Raw genomic sequence first — 17170 nt, forward strand, 5'->3', positions numbered from 1 at the left:
AGGTTCTAGCGCATTGTGCGGGCCGACGCCATCACGCAGGATCAGTGGCCGATCTCCGCGAGATAGCCTGCCACCCAACGCCGCCACTCGCTCAGCACCCTTTCGCGACCCGGATAACCTTTGTCATCATGGAGTTGCACGAGCGACTTCATCGTCTGGAGCAGGAAGACCGACAAGAGCTGGACATCGCCGTCATCAAGCAACGGACGCCACGCGCGGACGATTCCGGCAATGCTGGCACGGAGATCGAATCGCAGCATTCCCGGTCGCAGCCCCGGCTGTTCCCAGCGCGCATCGAGCAGGCTGAGCGCCAGACTGCGTTCGTGAGCGTGATGGATGAAGACGTCGAGAAGCTGGTTGGCGAGTTCCTGGGCGGATCGGCCTGCGGCAGCCGATCGAATGCCGTCCAACTCGCCGCCGACATGCTCCATGTATCGGGCCACCAGGGCGTCAGCGATCACGTCCTTGCTGGGAAAGAACTGGTATAGTGACCCGATCGGCGCCCCTGCCTTCTGGGCGATCTCGGTCATTGTCGCCGTCTTGTAACCTTTCTCGGCGAAAACGGCGGCGGCTGCGTCCAACAGCTTTGCGACACGCTCGATCCCTCGCTTTCGCGTCGGAATTTTCGCGACCGGCTGGGTGGCCGAACTTGACTTTTGCGAGGACACTCTCATAAAACCGTTTTGTGAGGACAGCCTCACTTATCTCATAAAACGAGGCCTCGTCCAGTCCCCTCCGACAGGCCGGTAACCGCGGCACCTATCATGAGCACTCCCCTCTCCGCCGGCGAAGAACACTCCATCGCAGCGACCTCCGCCGCTTCGCAGACCGAAACCGGCAACCCGCCACCGCCCGGCTTGCTGACGAACCTGCCGGCACCAGCACGCTGGGGTCTGCTGGCGGCACTTTCGGTGCTGGCCTCCTGGGGACTACACGAGGCTCATATTCCGGGATCTCTGCTGATCGGCCCGATGCTGGCGGCGATCCTTGTCGCCACGAACGGGGCGCGGCTCAGCGTCCCCAAGGTGCCCTATATCCTGTCTCATTCGATGATCGGCTGCGTCATCGCCGGGGCCCTCGACCTCGACACGCTGAAGACGGTGATCGGCGGCTGGCCGGTCTTCCTCGCCATCGTGGTCGCGGTGATCGGCGCAAGCAGCCTGCTGGGTTATCTGATGGCCCGCTCACAGATCCTGCCCGGAACCACCGCGGTCTGGGGTACATCCGCCGGGGCGGCATCGGCGATGATGCTGATGGCCGAGGCGCATGGCGCGGATGCGCGGCTCGTCGCCTTCATGCAGTATCTGCGGGTCGTCTGTGTCGCTTCGGCCGCCTCGCTGATCGCGGCCTTCGTGTTCTCGACACCGGGAGGTGCCGCCCGCAGCGTCGCATGGTTTCCGCCACTGGATGCGCTGGAACTGGCCAAGACGCTTGCCGTCGCTTTCGTGGCGGCCTTTATCGGCGCACGCTTCAAGATTCCGGCCGGAACGATGCTGCTGCCGCTGATCGCAACAAGCGCAATGCATCTCGCCGGCCTGATTAGCATTGAGCTACCGGAATGGCTGCTGGCGCTCGCCTATGGCATCATCGGCTGGCGCATCGGACTCGGCTTTACCCGCCGCATTCTGCGCCACGCCGCGCATGCGCTGCCGCAGGTGGCGGGCTCCATCGCGGTCCTTATGGCCTTCTGCGGCGGCCTTGCCTTCCTGCTCTGGTGGCTGATGGACATCGATCCGCTGACGGCCTACCTCGCCACCAGCCCCGGCGGGCTCGATTCGATCGCGATTATCGCGGCCTCAACCGATGTGGATATATCCTTCGTCATGGCCTTGCAGACCATGCGTCTGATCCTGGTCCTGCTGATCACGCCATCGCTCACGCGCTTCGTCGTCAGCAGGATCGGGCAGACTGAACCATCAGGGCTGTAAGTGACGTCATCCCTTGGGGAATTCGAGCCCCATTTCCCGGAAGCGCTCCGGATCGTCACCCCAGTTCTCGCGAACCTTGACGAACAGGAACAGGTGGACGGGCTGCTCCAGGATTTCCGAGAGTTCCTTGCGGGAGGCGGTCGAGATCGACTTGATTGCATCACCGCCCTTGCCGAGCACGATCTTCTTCTGGCTGTCGCGCTCGACGTAGATCACCTGCTCGATACGAACTGACCCGTCCTTGCGCTCCTCCCACTTCTCCGTCTCGACATGCGAGGAATAGGGAAGTTCCTGGTGCAGCCGGAGAAACAGCTTTTCGCGGGTGATCTCGGCGGCGAGCTGGCGCATTGGGAGGTCCGAAATCTGGTCTTCCGGATAATACCACGGCCCCTCGGGCAGGGTCTCGGCCAGATAATCCATGACGTCCTCACACCCCGACCCGGTGGTCGCCGAGATCATGAATGTACGCTCGAACTTGACTGCCTCGTTGGCTGCGGAAGCCAGCTTCAGCAGTTGCTCGCGATTGACCTGGTCGATCTTGTTGAGAACGAGGATCTTGGGCTGGTGGACCTCCTTCAGCCCCTCCAGGATTGCCTCCGCATCGCCGCGCAGGCCACGTTCGCTGTCGATCAGGAGCAGGATCAGGTCGGCATCCTTGGCACCGCCCCAGGCCGACGTGACCATGGCGCGATCGAGCCGGCGGCGCGGCTTGAAGATGCCAGGGGTGTCCATGAAGACGATCTGGGCATTGTCGTGGATCGCGATGCCGCGCATGACGGCCCGCGTCGTCTGCACCTTGTGGCTGACGATCGAGACCTTGGCGCCGACGAAACGATTGACCAGCGTCGACTTGCCCGCATTCGTCGGACCGATCAATGCGACGAAGCCGGATCGGGTCGGGCCGGAACGGGTCTCGGTGGCGCCGGAGGCCTCTTCGCCTTCGGCAGGAATTTCGTCGTGGTCGCTCATTCTCGGTCCAATCAATCTGCGGGGGATGTCTGCCAGACGCCTTCGCGCTCCAGCAGTCTCGTCGCCGCCACCTGTTCGGCGGCCCGCTTGGAGCGGTCCACACCGGTTTCGGGCGGCAGTCCGGGTATCTCGACCGTCACCGTGAAGCGCGGATCATGATCCGGTCCGCTGCGGTCATCAACCCGGTAGTTCGGCGTCGTCGCAAATTTCGCGTGCGCCCATTCCTGTAATTCGGTCTTGGCGTCCCGTCGCGCGCCATCTTCTCGCGTGGCCCTTGAGGACCAGTGCCTGACGATGAAGGCGCGTGCCGCTTCCAGCCCGGCGTCGAGATAGATCGCCGCGATCAGGCTTTCGACGACGTCGGCGCGAACGTTCAGCATGGCCTTGCCGGTCAGTTTCTTCACATCCGAGCCGGTGCGGATGAAGCGGTGCAGTTCCAGTTCGTCGGCGATGGCAGCGCAGGTTTCCGCGCTGACGAGCTGGTTGAAGCGAACGGAGAGCTCTCCCTCGGTGGCGTTGCGGAAGGTGCTGAACAGAAGTTCCGCGACGCAGAGGCCAAGCACGCGATCGCCAAGAAACTCAAGCCGCTCATAGTCGCTGCCCTTCTGCGGACGGGCGCTCGAATGGGTCAAGGCCCGGTCGAGCCGGGACTTATCGGCGAAGACGTGGCCGAGCGTGCTCTCGGCACGCTCCCTCATCTCCGCTGCCACATTCTTCTTGCTCATTCGACGCTCTTGAACAGCCTATCCCAGCGCATATTCGTCGGCCACTTCCAGACCTCGCGGAACGACGTGTCGTTGCCGAGCGAGAAGAAGATGACGGATGCCTTGCCCACGAGATTTTCGGCGGGCACGAAACCGACATCGAAACGGCTGTCGAGCGAATTATCGCGGTTGTCGCCCATCATGAAATAGTGGCCTTCCGGCACGATGAACTCGCGGGTGTTGTCGCCCCGAGAGTTCGGCGACTGGTCGAGCGTGTCATAGGTGACGCCATTGTCGAGCGTCTCGCGGAAGACCGGAACGTCGGAACCGGGATCGAGGCGATAGTCGGACGTGAAGGTGCCGTCAGGCTGCTTGGGCACTGGCTGGCCGTTCACGTTCAGCACGCCATCGATCACCTGTATGCGGTCACCAGGCAGACCTATTACGCGCTTGATATAGTCGATGTCGGGGTTCGGCGGGAAGCGGAACACCACGATGTCGCCCCGCTCCGGTTCGCTACCGAAAATACGGCCCGAAAACAGGTTCGGCGACAGCGGCAGCGAATACTTCGAATAGCCGTAGGAGAACTTATTCACGAAGATGTAGTCGCCAACGAGCAGCGTCGGCATCATGGAGCCCGAGGGAATGGTAAAGGGCTGGAAGAACACGGTGCGGATGACCACGGCGAGCAACAGCGCCTGGATGATCACCTTGATGTTTTCCCAGAGCGCGCTCTGCTTCTTTTCCGCTGTATCGGTCACGCCTTATTTTCCTTTTCCTGCAATTCCCGACCTTCCTAGTCGCTTCGCAGTCCGCGAGCAACGGTTTAGGCAAGCAAAACCATGGATCAGCCAGGGACCGGTCGGGCTTCGATGATCACGAAGGCCTGCGCGTAGGGGTATTCGTCGGTGATGGTGAGATGGATAACCGGTTCGTGGCCTGAAGGCATAAGAGCGAGAAGACGCTCGCCGGCTCCACCAGTCAGCTTCATCGTCGGCTTGCCACCCGGGAGATTGATCACGCCCATGTCCTTCCAGAAGACGCCTTCCGATATCCCGGTGCCGAGCGCCTTTGAGCAAGCCTCCTTCGCGGCAAACCGCTTGGCGTATGAGGCCGCCCGATTGGCGCGGCGATCGGATTTCGCCTGCTCGACGTCGGTGAAACATCGCTGGACAAAGCGCTCGCCAAAGCGCTCGATCGACTTCTCGATCCGGGTGATGTCGATCAGGTCGCTGCCGATGCCGATGATCAAAAGCTGTCTCCTTTGCGGCCGCCGAGCTCTATGCGCTTTTTGACCGGCCTGCGGCCAACTGTCGCCGGCGTCTCGCCTGGCCGTTTCTAACGACAAGAAACAGAAGAAGATAGATGGCGAGCCCGCTCAGCAATGCCGGAGGAATGGAGCCGATCAGCATCGGCTTCAACACGGGGTCCCATACCTGTTTCAGGTCCGCGTGCTCCAGCAGGCGGACGAGATCGAGATGTCGACCTCCCCGCCTGGCGGTCTCGCCCAGGATGCGATTGCCGATTTCCCAGGTCGCGGCCCAGATGAACGGAAAGGTCAGCGGATTACCGAAAGCGGTGCCAAGTGCTGCGGCGACCATGTTGCCGGCGAGCAGAAAAGCGATTGCGAACGCAAGGAGGAAATGAAAGCCAATGAACGGCGTCCAGGACGCCATGATTCCGGCTGCGACACCGGCGGCGATTGCATGGGGCGACGCCGTGAGGCGCACGATGCGAATCTTGAAGTAGCGAAATACTCTCGCCAGTCCACCGCGCGGCCAGATCAGGCCACGCAATCTGTCTTTAAACCGGGCTGGCGTCCTGCGGCGAAACGGCATGCGTCACATGTAGTGGATCGTTTTCGCCCCTGACAAGGGCCAAGAGGTCACCGACACACGACAAGGCTGCTTTTTGCCCAACCCGCCTTTAAACCGGTCCTGCTTCAGCCGCGGAACAGGCCGCGATCGATCTGGCGCTGGCGGTACTCCAGGTCCACGCAGTCGCGGGCGTCGTTGAGGTAGGCCATTTCGCGTTCGGCGCGGCTGGGCGCACGGAGGGCGCGGGCGATCTTTCTGATGGGCTCGAACATTTTCGTCTCTCTTTCTTTCTCTCTGGTTGTGTTGAATATAATTGTGCGACGCACAAACAACCAGAGACAGAGCATGATCGCAGCTATGCGCAAAACGCAATGCTCTGAGTGATTCAGATCAAATTTGCCTGTTTTGAATGCACAAAGCGCGGAGGATAGCGCTCACTTGGTCAGAACATCACGAAGCTCGTCATCGAAAACCAGTTCCGAGCAATCCGGAGCCGCGACCGGGCTCAACCGGAAACGCTTGTCGTCGAGACCGAAAGATGGAACGGAATCCAGTGCCTCTTCGCCATCGCAGAGTGACAAACCTTCGGGCACATCGAGGAGCAGCGAACCTTGCGCTCCCCGCATGACCGCGAACCGGCCACCGTCGCATTCGATACCACACTCAATCGTGTTCGCGCCTTTTCCGGCAGGCTTACATTCTCCCGACAGGCGCACGGGCTCGACCACCCCGCGGAACCTGAACTCCAGGTTGACGACGCTGACCCGATGCTCCCACACGGGTCGGTAGGCGAGCATTTTTACGTTCGTGACATTCTGGTCCGGATGCGCTCGGAGATGAGCAGGACGGTAGTTTCGCGAGAAGCAGGCGGACGCGATCTCGTCTGCGCCGATAGGTCGACCGTAGAGGAGGTTCTCATCGCCCTCCCCGGCGGCCAGGCGGGCACAGGATGCCATGGTGAAAACGCCAATCAGGATCGTGCGGCGCATTGTGATCTCCAAGCTCGTCTGCCGGATCATATCAGCATTTGAACGTTGTATCGTCCAGCCGCCCGCGATGATCTCAATCGTAGACGCGCTTCGCCGTCGAGATGCACTCCAGATCCTTCAGCTGCGCCAGCAACTGATTCAGCTGACGCAGATCCCAGACTTCGACATCAATCGCCATTTCGGTAAAGTCCGTGGCGACGCCCACCATGCTGAGCGTACGGATATTGATGTCGAGACCGGCAATCGTCTGGGCAACGGTTGCAAGCGTTCCCGGCTCGTTGATGGCGTTCAGCATCAGCCGCGCGACAAAGCGCGACTTGTTGGCCTCGTCCAGATCCCAACGGACGTCGATCCAGCGGTCCGGCTCGTCATAGTAGCGCTGCAGCATCGCCGCCTGGATCGGATAGATGGTGATGCCCTTGCCGTCCTCGAGGATGCCGACGATGCGATCGCCCGGCACGGCGCCGGCCGGTGCAAAGTGCACTTCGACATTGCCGGACAGACCGCGGATCGGCAGCGGCTCGGGGGCCTCGCCATCCTTGCCCTCTCCGCCTTTTGCCTTGCCCGGAAGCTTGAACATCATCCCGGTCGCGCTCGGCATGTTGAACCAGCCATCGTCGGCCGCCGGCTTAACAGTCACCCGTTCATCCTGATAGTCAGGATAAACCGCCCGCAACACGTCGAGAGAGGAGGTTTCGCCGCGACCGACAGAGGCGATCGCGTCCTCGACGTCGCGCTGGCCGAGCCGATGCAACACAGGCTTCAGCGTTTCCTTCGAGAATATCTTGCCGGCACGCTCGAAGGTGCGTTCCAGGATGCGGTGGCCGAGGCCGGCATACTGCTTGCGGATCGCCAAGCGCGTTGCGCGGCGGATCGCGGCGCGGGCCTTGCCGGTGACCACAATCTCTTCCCATGCGGCCGGCGGCACCTGGACGCCGGAGCGGATGATCTCGACTTCGTCGCCGTTCGACAGGCGCGTGACGAGCGGCATGATCGAACCGTTGATCTTGGCGCCGACGGTCGTGTCGCCGATATTGGTGTGGACGGCGTAGGCGAAATCGATCGGGGTCGCGCCGCGCGGCAGGGCGATGAGCTTGCCCTTGGGCGTGAAGCAGAACACCTGATCCTGGAACAGTTCGAGCTTGGTGTGTTCCAGGAACTCTTCCGGATTGTCGCCCTCGGCCAACGCCTCGATCGTATGACGCAGCCAGGAATAGGCATTGCTTTCCGGCGACAGCAGATCGCCGTCACTTTCCTTGTCCTTGTAGAGCGCGTGGGCCGCGATACCGTATTCGGCGATTTCGTGCATGCGACGCGTGCGGATCTGAAGCTCGATGCGCTGGCGCGAGGGGCCGACGATCGTGGTGTGGATAGAACGATAGTCGTTCTGCTTCGGCGTCGAGATATAGTCCTTGAACCGACCGGGCACGACGCGCCACCGTGTGTGCACGATACCGAGCGCCCGATAACAGGACGGAATGTCCTCAACAACGATGCGGAAGCCATAGACGTCGGAGAGCTGCTCGAACGACAGCGACTTCGACTGCATCTTGCGGAAGACGGAGTAGGGTTTCTTCTGCCGCCCTTTGACGGTTGCGCCGAGAAGGCCATTGGCGACCAGCAGGTCCTGCAGCTCGTCCTCGATCTTCTTGATCAGTCCGTCGTTTCGCTGCGACAACTCCTCGAGCCGGCGGGTGACCGTTTCATAGGCTTCGGCGTTGATGTAGCGGAAGGAAAGGTCTTCCAGTTCGTCGCGCATGTCCTGCATGCCCATGCGGCCGGCCAGCGGCGCATAGATTTCCATCGTCTCCTCGGAGATACGGGCGCGCTTGTCGTCGCGCATGTGCTCCAGCGTGCGCATGTTGTGCAGACGATCGGCGAGCTTGACGAGAAGCACTCGCACGTCATCGGAAATCGCCAGCAGAAGCTTGCGCAGGTTTTCCGCCTGCTTGGCTTTCTTGGTCACCAGATCGAGCTTCTTGAGCTTCGTGAGCCCTTCCACGAGACGACCAATGTCCTCGCCGAAGAGTTCGTCGATTTCCTGGCGGGTGGCGGTCGTATCCTCGATGGTGTCATGCAGAAGAGCGACGGCGATGGTCGATTCATCGAGATGCATGTCGGTGAGGATGGCGGCGACTTCGAGCGGATGGGAGATATAGGGGTCGCCGCTCGCTCGTTTCTGCTGACCATGCTTCTGCATGGCGTAGACGTAGGCCTTGTTCAGGAGCGCCTCGTTGGCGTCGGGCTTGTATTTCTGAACCCGTTCCACGAGTTCGTATTGCCGCATCATCCTGAACAGCTCCTCAAACGAAAAGCGCGCCAACCGCAGGGATTGGCGCACAATCAACTCTCATTGCGGCCAGACTAGGCCGCAAAAGCTTGACGATTAGTAATCGTCGCTCTTTTCCGGCGGCACCAGACCTTCGATGCCGGCCAGAAGCTCCTCTTCCGACATCTGGTCGAAGGTGAGGGTTTCCGGCAGATCCTCGTCGTCTTCCTTGGTCGCGAGCGTGCTTGCAAGAGCAGCGCTTGCTTCCTGTTCCGGCTCGTCGACCTCGACGTGCTTCTGCAGCGAATGGATGAGGTCTTCCTTCAGGTCGCCGGGCGAAAGCGTTTCGTCGGCGATCTCGCGAAGCGCCACCACAGGGTTCTTGTCGTTGTCGCGGTCGACGGTGATCTGCGCACCCTGCGAAATCTGCCGCGCGCGATGGCTGGCGAGCAAAACGAGCTCGAAGCGGTTGTCTACCTTGTCGATGCAATCTTCAACTGTGACACGGGCCATTGCCTGTCCTTTGCAATCACGTTCTCGTGGGGGATTAACGTGCCCGATACAATCAACGGGCAGCAAATTCAAGTTTTTCCTGTCACGTACCAATTTTAGTGCTGCGAAAGTTTCAATTTTGCTCCAATTCAGCGCCATCACAACCTGTGCGTGCTTGGAATAAACCAAAACCTATCCTAAACACATTCGTATATGACGAAATCATAATTTACCAGGGTCTGCTGCCCATGTAAGTGACACTCTTGATCGGTCAGTTCCTGCGCCTAGTTTTTCGTTTTATGAATATGAGGAAATTTGCATAATGTTCGACCCACGGGAAAAAGTTGCCCTCTTCATCGACGGCGCAAATCTTTACGCTGCATCGAAGTCGCTGGGTTTCGACATCGATTACCGAAAACTTCTCAAGGCGTTCCAGAAGCGGGGCTATCTGCTTCGGGCATACTATTATACGGCGCTTATCGAGGACCAGGAATATTCTTCGATCCGTCCGCTCATCGACTGGCTGGACTACAACGGCTACAAGGTCATTACCAAACCGGCGAAGGAATTCACGGATTCCATGGGACGCCGCAAGGTCAAGGGCAATATGGATATCGAACTTGCGATCGATGCCATGGAACAGTCCGAGACTGTCGATCATCTGGTGATCTTCTCCGGAGACGGCGATTTCACCACACTGGTCGAGGCGCTGCAACGGCGCGGACGCAAGGTGTCCGTGGTGTCCACGATGGCAACGCAGCCACCGATGATCGCCGACGACCTGCGTCGCCAATCGGATCACTTCATCGATCTCGTGAGTCTCAAGGCGGAAATCGGACGAGACCCCGGCGACCGCCCCGTTCGCGCGGCGGTGGATACGGCCCAGGCGGACGCCGACAGTTGATCACGCGCAGCTTCTGATTGTGACGGCGGTCATCGGTCCGGTTCTCGGCCTGTCGCTCTGAGCTGGCTGTTCTGATTCGGCGCAGCCGGGCTGCCGTTTTGGTTGCCTGCTTGATCTTTATCACTTTCTTAGGACGTCGCACCCTAATCGATGGCGAGGCATTAACCCTGTTCGGATCGGAGGCTCGCTCCTTCGAAATCCGGGGCTAATGTCGGTGCAATTTCAGCTATCGATTTCTGGTGCCGCTTATGAACCGCCCGTCGCAAACTTCGCATGATCTTCACGACCGCCTGAACTTCCTTGGCCTTGATCCCGAGCAGCGGGCGAAGCTGGAAGCCCTGTCGCCGCTTGTCCGCAAGTCGATTTCGCCTGCCCTCGACGTCTTTTACAACAAGGCAAAGAGTCATCCGCAGACGGCGCGGTTCTTTTCCAGCGATGCGCATATCCGCCACGCCAAGCAGCGGCAGGAAATCCACTGGGAGCGGCTCGGCTCCGGCCGCATCGACGACAGCTATGTCGAGGCCGTCACGACCATCGGGCGTACCCATGCCAGACTCGGTCTGGAGCCCCGCTGGTATATCGGCGGCTACGCGTTGATCGTCGAGGAACTGATCAAATCCATCGTCAAGGATGAGCTCAAGGGGTTCCTGAAGGACAAGCAGGCGACGCGGCTCAGCGAAAACCTCTCGGTCATCGTCAAGGCCGCCATGCTCGACATGGACTATTCGATCTCCACCTACCTGGAAGCCCAGGCCGAGCAGCGGGCCGAGGCGGAGCGCGCCCGCGAAGCGCTGGAGGCGGAGCAGGAGCAGGCCCTTGCAGCTCTCGACCAGGCGCTTTCGGCCCTGTCGCAGGGTGATCTGACGGCCGAGATCGACGTGCCGTTGTCGCCGAAGTTCGAACAGTTGCGCCAGAACTACAACAATGCGGTTGCCGCGCTCGGCGTCGCGTTCGCCGACATCGTGCACGAGGCGAACCAGGCGGCCAGCGAAGCACGGCAGCTGTCGAGCGCGACCGACGACATGGCGAAGCGTACGGAACAGCAGGCCTCGGCACTGGAAGAGACCGCCGCCGCGCTTGAGCAAATCACCACCGTCACCCATCAGACGGCTGAGCGCAGCAAGGAAGCCCGCGACGCCGTCAGCGTCTCGGCGCAGGAAGCGCAGCGTTCGCGCAAGATCGTCGAGGACGCCGTGCAGGCGATGGACGCGATCGAGGACTCCTCGCGCAAGATCACCCAGATCATCGGCGTGATCGACGAAATCTCGTTCCAGACCAATCTTCTGGCGCTCAATGCGGGGGTCGAGGCCGCGCGCGCCGGCGAAGCCGGAAAGGGCTTTGCCGTGGTCGCCCAGGAAGTGCGCGAGCTTGCCCAGCGGTCCGCAAGTGCTGCCAAGGAAATCAAGCAGCTGATCGACCGATCCTCGCAGGACGTGGCAACCGGCGTGTCGCTGGTCAACAGGACCGGCGAGGCCCTTCGCAAGATCGGCGACCAGGTCGAGGCGGTCAACCAGCATATCGCGGCGATCGCGACGGCGTCGGAAGAGCAGTCGACCGGCGTGCGCGAGATCAATTCGGCGATCAACAACATGGACCAGATGACCCAGCGCAACGCCGCTATGGTCGAGGAGACCAATGCCTCGACGCAGAACATGCGCGGCGTCGCCGAACACCTGATCGGCCTGGTGCAGCGGTTCAAGGTCGGGCGCCGGGCTAGCACGACGACGCAGCACCGAAACGCGCGCGCCGCCTAAGCGACTGGATGAAAAGAGAGGCGCCTTCCCAAAAATAGGCGCCTCTTTTTCGGCGGCGGCGGCCTCACATTGCGCTAGGATGGCGCCATGTTGCTCGAACGCCCCTCCGACGACGTCTACTATGACGCCCTGATCCGCCGCGATGCCGCCTATGACGGCTTCGCCTATGTCTGTGTCACCTCGACCGGCATTTTCTGCCGGTTCACCTGCCCGGCGCGGAAGCCGAAGAAAGAGAACTGCGTGTTCCGCGAAACGACGGCGGAATGCCTCGATGCCGGATTCCGGGCCTGCAAGCGCTGCCGACCAATGCTTAGGATGAAGGGCAACGAGCCAACGGTGGCGCAGTTGCTCGACGCGCTGGACCGCGAGCCGCAGCGCCGGTGGCGGGAGAGCGATATCGAAGCGCTGGGGCTCGATCTCTCCACAGTACGGCGCGCCTTCAAGCGGCAGTTCGGCATGAGCTTTCTGGAAATTGCCCGCCAGAGACGGGTCGGCCTTGCGGTCGAAAGCCTCGTGACGGGCGCCGATGTGATCGAGGCACAGCTCGACGCAGGCTTCGAATCGGGAAGCGGCTTCCGCGCCGCGATCACCCAGTTGTTCGGGGAAGCGCCGCAGGGCCTGCGCGGAAAAACGCTGCTGAAAGCCGACTGGATCGAGACCCCGATCGGGCCGATGATGGCGATCGCCTGCGGTCACGCGCTTCATCTCCTCGAATTCATCGACCGCCCTGCCCTGCCAACCGAGATCCGGCGCCTGCAGAAGACGAACGGCTGCGGCATCGTGATGGGCCGTACATCCGTGACCGACCAGATCGAGGCTGAACTTCGCCGCTATTTCGACGGCTACGACGAGGGCTTCTCCACGAAACTCGCGGGCCATGGCACACCATTCGAGCGCGTGGTCTGGGACGAACTGCGGCGCATTCCCGTAGGCTCTATCAGGAGTTACTCCGAACAGGCCAGCGCCATCGGACGGACCAGTGCGGTGCGAGCCGTGGCGCGCGCCAATGGCGCCAACCAGATCGCCATCGTCATCCCCTGCCATCGGGTGCTCGGCGCCAACGGTCTGCTGACAGGATATGGCGGTGGTCTGTGGCGCAAGCGCTGGCTTCTCGAGCATGAAAAACGCATGGTCGCCAACATCGAGACGTCCACCACGGATTTGCAGGAGCGACGCGCATGACCGCCGAGAAAGCCAAAACCTTTTCCTCCCTTCACCAAAAGGGGCGGCCGCTCGTCCTCTACAATATCTGGGATGCGGGTTCCGCCAAGGCCGTCGCGGATGCCGGTGCTGCGGCGCTCGCCACCGGCAGTTGGTCGGTGGCGGCCGCGCATGGCTATGCCGACGGCGAGGCAATCCCGCTCGAGCTTCTGGAAACCATCGTCTCGCGTATCAGCGCCACGGTCGACCTGCCGCTTAGCGTCGATTTCGAGAGCGGCTATGCGCGGGAGGCTGATGACGTCGCGGCCAATGTCCGGCGGATCGTGAAGGCCGGCGCGATCGGCATCAACTTCGAGGACGGTATCGGCGAAAACCGCATGCATAGCGTCGAGCGACAGGTCGCCTGCATCGAGGCGATCCGGGCGATGGCCGATGCGGAAGGTGTTCCGCTCTTCATCAACGCCCGTACCGATTACTTCCTGATCGAAGGCGATCCCGCCAGACATGCCGATCATCTCGCCGATGCCATCGATAGAGGCCGCGCCTATGCCAAGGCCGGCGCCAGCGGTTTCTTCGTCCCCGGTCTCTCGGATGAAGGACTGATTGCGCAGGTCTGCGAGGCAGTCCCCTTGCCGATCAATATCATGGCGATGACGCGCACACCGTCACTGTCCCGCCTCGGCGAACTCGGCGTCGCCCGCGTCAGCCATGGCCCTGGCCCCTACCGCAAGGCCATGGCTGCGATCACGGACGCTGCGCGCGCGGTTTACGCCGGCACGTGACAGTCCTCGACCGGCGCGCAAGCGCGCTCCGGCGCGGCGCGCTTCACCGTCCTGCGCCGGCGGGAAACGCGGGCGAAGATCGCCACCACCCAGCCGAGACCCTGCCATTCCGGGCGCTCCAGCGGATCGGCCAAGGGATGCTCGCGGCGAGCGCCCTGCCGCTTGCGGGCATGCTCGAAAATCAGAAGCCAGTTCAGCAACATCGCCATTTCCTCTCGAATGCAGTAGTCTTACGAGAGGTAAGCCTTTGGATTTGCAGCGGGTAGACGCGAGAATGAAAGGATCGTTTCAGCCATGAAAGACGAGAACTGGGACGACCTTCGGCTCTTCCTGCACGTGGCGACCGAGGGCGGCCTTGTCGGGGCGGCGGACAAGACCGGGATCAGCGCGCCGACGATCGGGCGGCGCATGCTGGCGCTGGAGCGCGCCACGGGACACAGCCTGTTTCTGCGCCACACCAAGGGATACACGCTGGCGCCCGATGGCGAGGTGTTGCTCCGGCACGTGAAAGCCATGGAGGCGCAGGCCGTTTCCATCCGCCGCTGGAACGAAAACGGCTATTGCCAGCCGATCGTCTCCATCGCCTCCGATGGCTGGCTCTCGCTGTTTCTCGCCCGAAACCGTGCGCATCTCTGGACGCCGGACGATCCCTTCCGGCTCTGCGTGAAGGCGTCGGAACAGGAGGTCGACCTCATCTTCCGCGAGGCGGAAATCGCGCTCACCACCCGCCGGCCGGTCGCCGGCAATCTCGCGGCACGACAGTCGGTGCGCATGCGCTTTGCCGCCTATGCGACGCCGGAGGTGGCGGCGGAGCCATCAGAGCGCTGGATTTCCATCGGCCGCGAACAGGCCTCGACCTCGGCCGACCGGTGGATCTCGAAGCAGCCGGACAAATGGATCAGCATCTGGACGACGACGACACCGACCCTACTCGAACTTCTGCGCTCCGGCGGCGGCCGTGGCGTGTTGCCTTGCTTCATCGGCGATGCGGAGCCCGGCCTCGTGCGCGTCGACGCGCCGATCGAGGAACTCTCGGCCGATCTCTGGATCACCATGCATGACGACGACCGCTCAAGGCCGGAGGTGCGCACCATGATCGATCGCGTGGCCGAGCTTCTGAGGAGCCATGCCGTCGAATTTTCGGGAGGTAGGTCGGCCGAAGCGGCGGAATGAACCGCCGTCAGCCGGCGGTCTTCATCAGCCGCTGCTTCTGCCGGTTCCAGTCGCGTTCCTTCTCGGTCTCGCGCTTGTCGTGCAGCTTCTTGCCCTTGGCGAGCGCCAGTTCCAGCTTCGCCCTGCCCTTTTCGTTGAAGTAGATCTTCAAGGGGACGAGCGTCATGCCCTCGCGGTTGATCGAGGCGCGCAGGCGGTTGATCTCGCGCTTGGAGAGCAGCAGCTTGCGACGACGGCGCGGCTCGTGATTGAAGCGATTGGCCTGCAGATATTCGGGCAGATGCGAATTGATCAGCCAGATCTCCTCGCCCTCGTCCGAGGCATAGGATTCGGCGATGTTGGCCTTGCCCTCGCGCAGCGACTTGACCTCCGTGCCGGTCAGAACCAGACCTGCCTCGTAGGTGTCGACGATCTCATAATTGAAGCGCGCCTTGCGGTTTTCCGCAACGATCTTGTTGACGACGCGCTGTGAGCCTTTGGGGGCCATGGCCTGTTCTTCCGTTTCGCCCGTGATTTTGTCGTGTGTCGCCTAGCGCCCGGGCAGGGCGTGGCGGTTGTCATCAGTATGTAATGGAGGATGGGGGGGAAATAAAGATGGGGGTGGGTGGGCTATATCGATGCCGCCCTTATCGCTGTGGCACAACGAACCAGCAAAACCGGCCGATTTCCCTATCATCTACTTCGACACGTGAGACAAGTCAGATTTCTCGCCTAGGCTGTTGACGAACCGCTCCAAATCTCTGAAGTTTACACCTTAAAGGCGTACTTTGGCCAATGCAATTGAGGACAGCATGTCAGAAATCGTAATCGTAAAGGCAAACGAACTCATTGACCCACAAGCGCAGCTGATCGTTGACTTCCTCCAAAACATGGGATTGCCTACGCACAACATCATTGCCGACCAGAGCGAGCGCTCCATCATCGGTAACAACTTAGAAAGCCTCATAAACTCAATCCCATTAGAGCATCGCAAAGACGCAGTTTATCTTTCAAAATTTGTGGTTGGGGCTGGATTTGGCCTATTTGACTATTCTCTGAATGCAATTTGGAACGAGGTCGTTCTCAACCTGAGAACAAAGGCTGTAATGTATGGCCTTGATATCTTTTATGATGCCGCCGTTGGCGGCAGCAAGGCAAGAGAATTTTACTCCACTGAAGAACACTTGTCATCTCTTAAGGATTCGGTATTACTTGATACATGCCGAAAACTAGAATTAATATCAGACACTACCTATAAGAAACTTAAACATATTTTGGACATGCGAAACGACACAGGTATTTCGCACCCAACCAATTATTCTATTAATGCGTTTGAACTGCTCGGATATCTGCAGAATTGCGTCCAAGATGTGCTGAATGACAATCCAACGGCGGCAGCACTGCAAATCCAAGGCTTTATCGCGAACTTGAAGTCTTTAACGACCCCACTTGACAGCACAACTAAGCAGTCCATTGAGAATAAAATTACCGAACTACCTACACATTTGTGCGGAAACCTGCTTCGTACTGTCTTCGGAATTTATGTTGCCAACGATACTGATCCCTTGGTTCGGAAGAATATTTCATTATTCGCACCGAAGCTATGGGATGCATGTATTGATGAAACACGATTCAAGCTAGGAATTTTGCTGGAGGGATACAATGTCAACCTATACCAAGATAAGCATAAATTAGGGTGTCAATTTTTCGACGTCGTAGGCGGACAGGCCTTCCGGTCGCCAACCGAGCGTGCGATAATAGTCGACAACCTTCTTACAAATCTTATTAATACGCACAACGCTTGGGACAATTTTCATCATGAACCTCCGATAGCAGCGGAGCTATACTCATTTATTCCTGACCAAGCTTCCATTATTGACAACCAAGCTAGCCGTTTGTTTAAGGTGATCTTGACTTGCCGCATCGGCAATGGTGTCACATATCAGTCCGGTGTGTCTCCAGGCGGAAAACTTTACTACGATAAAATCCTTGGAATCGCAGGTGATAAGTTTGCTCCGCATGTAATGGCTGCACTGGCCCACTACGAGATAAAGGCACGCTTCGGAAATAGCCGTTGTCGTGCTCACGCGAAGGATGCGCTCCAGATAGTTCGCAGTGTGGTGATAAACCAGAGGATCGCGGAATGCCTCGATTATCTTATCGACCGTATTGCTGACAGTTCGGCTTGCGTTGACAGTACCGACTTCAAACAGCTTTCGAAGGACTATATTCGATGGAAGTGAATCCAG

Annotated in this window: 19 protein-coding genes; 7 read left to right on the plus strand and 12 right to left on the minus strand. The window is 60.1% G+C overall.

Annotated elements, in window-relative coordinates; all coding sequences use genetic code 11:
* Window positions 1–41 precede the first annotated feature (41 nt).
* Window positions 42–674: a TetR/AcrR family transcriptional regulator gene (locus J5J10_RS11055; RefSeq protein ID WP_211929909.1), complete on the minus strand. Its 633-nt coding sequence runs from the start codon at window positions 672–674 to the stop codon at window positions 42–44.
* Between the two features lie 90 nt (window positions 675–764).
* Here J5J10_RS11055 and J5J10_RS11060 point away from each other — a divergent pair, with 90 nt between their 5' ends.
* Window positions 765–1928 carry an AbrB family transcriptional regulator gene (locus J5J10_RS11060; protein WP_211929910.1) on the plus strand — a complete coding sequence of 388 codons (1164 nt, stop codon included), beginning with the start codon at window positions 765–767 and terminating at the stop codon, window positions 1926–1928.
* A gap of 6 nt (window positions 1929–1934) precedes the next feature.
* Here J5J10_RS11060 and era read toward each other — a convergent pair whose 3' ends face one another.
* From era to rpoZ, 9 genes are all read right to left on the minus strand, one after another.
* Complete coding sequence (era, locus tag J5J10_RS11065; protein WP_211929911.1) at window positions 1935–2897, minus strand: GTPase Era; 963 nt, start codon at window positions 2895–2897, stop codon at window positions 1935–1937.
* An 11-nt stretch (window positions 2898–2908) separates the two neighbouring features.
* Window positions 2909–3622: a ribonuclease III gene (rnc, locus tag J5J10_RS11070; protein ID WP_208549070.1), complete on the minus strand. Its 714-nt coding sequence runs from the start codon at window positions 3620–3622 to the stop codon at window positions 2909–2911.
* The gene (lepB, locus tag J5J10_RS11075) at window positions 3619–4362 is read right to left on the minus strand and encodes a signal peptidase I (protein WP_208549069.1); all 744 of its coding nucleotides are present in this window, start codon (window positions 4360–4362) and stop codon (window positions 3619–3621) included. The genes rnc and lepB overlap by 4 nt, the downstream gene beginning before the upstream one ends.
* Before the next feature lie 86 nt (window positions 4363–4448).
* Window positions 4449–4853 (minus strand): holo-ACP synthase, encoded by a 405-nt coding sequence (gene acpS, locus J5J10_RS11080; protein WP_208549068.1) that lies wholly within the window; start codon window positions 4851–4853, stop codon window positions 4449–4451.
* Window positions 4854–4881: 28 nt separating this feature from the next.
* On the minus strand, window positions 4882–5397 hold the full coding sequence (locus J5J10_RS11085) for a DUF2062 domain-containing protein (protein WP_249116719.1): 516 nt from the start codon (window positions 5395–5397) through the stop codon (window positions 4882–4884).
* Between the two features lie 146 nt (window positions 5398–5543).
* Entirely contained in the window at window positions 5544–5690 is a 147-nt protein-coding gene (locus tag J5J10_RS11090) for a DUF3563 family protein (protein ID WP_208549066.1), read from the minus strand.
* 162 nt (window positions 5691–5852) lie between these two features.
* Window positions 5853–6407: a hypothetical protein gene (locus J5J10_RS11095; RefSeq protein WP_211929913.1), complete on the minus strand. Its 555-nt coding sequence runs from the start codon at window positions 6405–6407 to the stop codon at window positions 5853–5855.
* A 73-nt stretch (window positions 6408–6480) separates the two neighbouring features.
* Window positions 6481–8697: a bifunctional (p)ppGpp synthetase/guanosine-3',5'-bis(diphosphate) 3'-pyrophosphohydrolase gene (locus J5J10_RS11100; protein ID WP_211929914.1), complete on the minus strand. Its 2217-nt coding sequence runs from the start codon at window positions 8695–8697 to the stop codon at window positions 6481–6483.
* 96 nt (window positions 8698–8793) lie between these two features.
* Entirely contained in the window at window positions 8794–9189 is a 396-nt protein-coding gene (rpoZ, locus tag J5J10_RS11105) for a DNA-directed RNA polymerase subunit omega (RefSeq protein WP_208549063.1), read from the minus strand.
* Window positions 9190–9490: 301 nt separating this feature from the next.
* Between rpoZ and J5J10_RS11110 the strand changes: the two genes are divergently transcribed.
* The 4 genes from J5J10_RS11110 (at window position 9491) to J5J10_RS11125 (ending at window position 13769) form a co-directional block, all read left to right on the plus strand.
* Window positions 9491–10072 carry an NYN domain-containing protein gene (locus J5J10_RS11110; protein ID WP_208549062.1) on the plus strand — a complete coding sequence of 194 codons (582 nt, stop codon included), beginning with the start codon at window positions 9491–9493 and terminating at the stop codon, window positions 10070–10072.
* Between the two features lie 248 nt (window positions 10073–10320).
* On the plus strand, window positions 10321–11826 hold the full coding sequence (locus J5J10_RS11115; protein ID WP_211929915.1) for a globin-coupled sensor protein: 1506 nt from the start codon (window positions 10321–10323) through the stop codon (window positions 11824–11826).
* Window positions 11827–11913: 87 nt separating this feature from the next.
* A complete protein-coding gene (locus J5J10_RS11120) occupies window positions 11914–13008 on the plus strand; it encodes a trifunctional transcriptional activator/DNA repair protein Ada/methylated-DNA--[protein]-cysteine S-methyltransferase (RefSeq protein WP_211929916.1) in 1095 nt (364 codons plus the stop codon).
* Complete coding sequence (locus J5J10_RS11125; RefSeq protein ID WP_211929917.1) at window positions 13005–13769, plus strand: isocitrate lyase/phosphoenolpyruvate mutase family protein; 765 nt, start codon at window positions 13005–13007, stop codon at window positions 13767–13769. The genes J5J10_RS11120 and J5J10_RS11125 overlap by 4 nt, the downstream gene beginning before the upstream one ends.
* On the opposite strand, the gene J5J10_RS11130 is transcribed toward J5J10_RS11125, so the two are convergent.
* The gene (locus tag J5J10_RS11130) at window positions 13754–13972 is read right to left on the minus strand and encodes a hypothetical protein (protein ID WP_211929918.1); all 219 of its coding nucleotides are present in this window, start codon (window positions 13970–13972) and stop codon (window positions 13754–13756) included. The two genes, J5J10_RS11125 and J5J10_RS11130, sit on opposite strands and share 16 nt — an antisense overlap.
* 91 nt (window positions 13973–14063) lie before the next feature.
* Here J5J10_RS11130 and J5J10_RS11135 point away from each other — a divergent pair, with 91 nt between their 5' ends.
* The gene (locus tag J5J10_RS11135; RefSeq protein ID WP_211929919.1) at window positions 14064–14942 is read left to right on the plus strand and encodes a LysR family transcriptional regulator; all 879 of its coding nucleotides are present in this window, start codon (window positions 14064–14066) and stop codon (window positions 14940–14942) included.
* Window positions 14943–14949: 7 nt separating this feature from the next.
* On the opposite strand, the gene smpB is transcribed toward J5J10_RS11135, so the two are convergent.
* Window positions 14950–15429 carry an SsrA-binding protein SmpB gene (smpB, locus tag J5J10_RS11140; protein WP_208549056.1) on the minus strand — a complete coding sequence of 160 codons (480 nt, stop codon included), beginning with the start codon at window positions 15427–15429 and terminating at the stop codon, window positions 14950–14952.
* 304 nt (window positions 15430–15733) lie between these two features.
* On the opposite strand from smpB, the gene J5J10_RS11145 reads away from it, so the two are divergent.
* The gene (locus J5J10_RS11145; RefSeq protein WP_211929920.1) at window positions 15734–17164 is read left to right on the plus strand and encodes a hypothetical protein; all 1431 of its coding nucleotides are present in this window, start codon (window positions 15734–15736) and stop codon (window positions 17162–17164) included.
* Window positions 17165–17170: the final 6 nt, after the last annotated feature.

This window comes from Ciceribacter sp. L1K23, from assembly GCF_018122705.1.
Classification (GTDB): Bacteria; Pseudomonadota; Alphaproteobacteria; order Rhizobiales; family Rhizobiaceae; genus Allorhizobium.